The 475-nt window shown below is 46.7% G+C and carries 1 protein-coding gene; it reads left to right on the top strand.

The window, feature by feature from the left end:
• Positions 1–181: 181 nt before the first annotated feature.
• Positions 182–475, top strand: a 294-nt coding sequence (locus ACGF5R_RS24485; RefSeq protein ID WP_387693246.1) for a contractile injection system protein, VgrG/Pvc8 family, incomplete at its 3' end; no start/stop codon positions are given.

Raw genomic sequence — 475 nt, 5'->3', positions numbered from 1 at the left:
TGGACGCGGTCTATTGTTCTCGCTAACGCCACGTATTAAATGATGGCTATTTTACGCTGTCATTTTTTTACTGCGGAACAGACCGCCGCTATTTAAAAGAGCCGCATGTCATGGCTCGTTTAATGGCTTCTTGCGTTATCCCCGTTTCAGGATAATGGTTCAATGATGTAAGGTTTCAAATATGGATGGATTAGTTTTCACCTGCCGAATTGGCGAACTGCCCCAAACCACTTTTCAGGTATCGCAATTTACTTTACAGGAAGAGCTGTCACAGCTTTATCGCCTGACGTTAAAAGTGGTGAGCTCACGTGATGACATTCCCCTGAATGAACAACTGGGGGACAGCGCGTCACTGACCGTTACCCGTAATGGCGTGACCGAACGGACCATTAATGGTTTGATAACCGGGGCTGAACAGGGTAATACCGATGGCCGTCGCACTTTTTATATTTTCACTGTCCGCCCCAAAATGTGG

The sequence above is a fragment of the Photorhabdus sp. RM71S genome, from assembly GCF_042879355.1.
Taxonomy (GTDB): Bacteria; Pseudomonadota; Gammaproteobacteria; order Enterobacterales; family Enterobacteriaceae; genus Photorhabdus; species Photorhabdus kayaii.
Note: the sequence above shows the minus strand (reverse complement) of the source record. Positions and strands in the feature narration are given on the sequence as shown.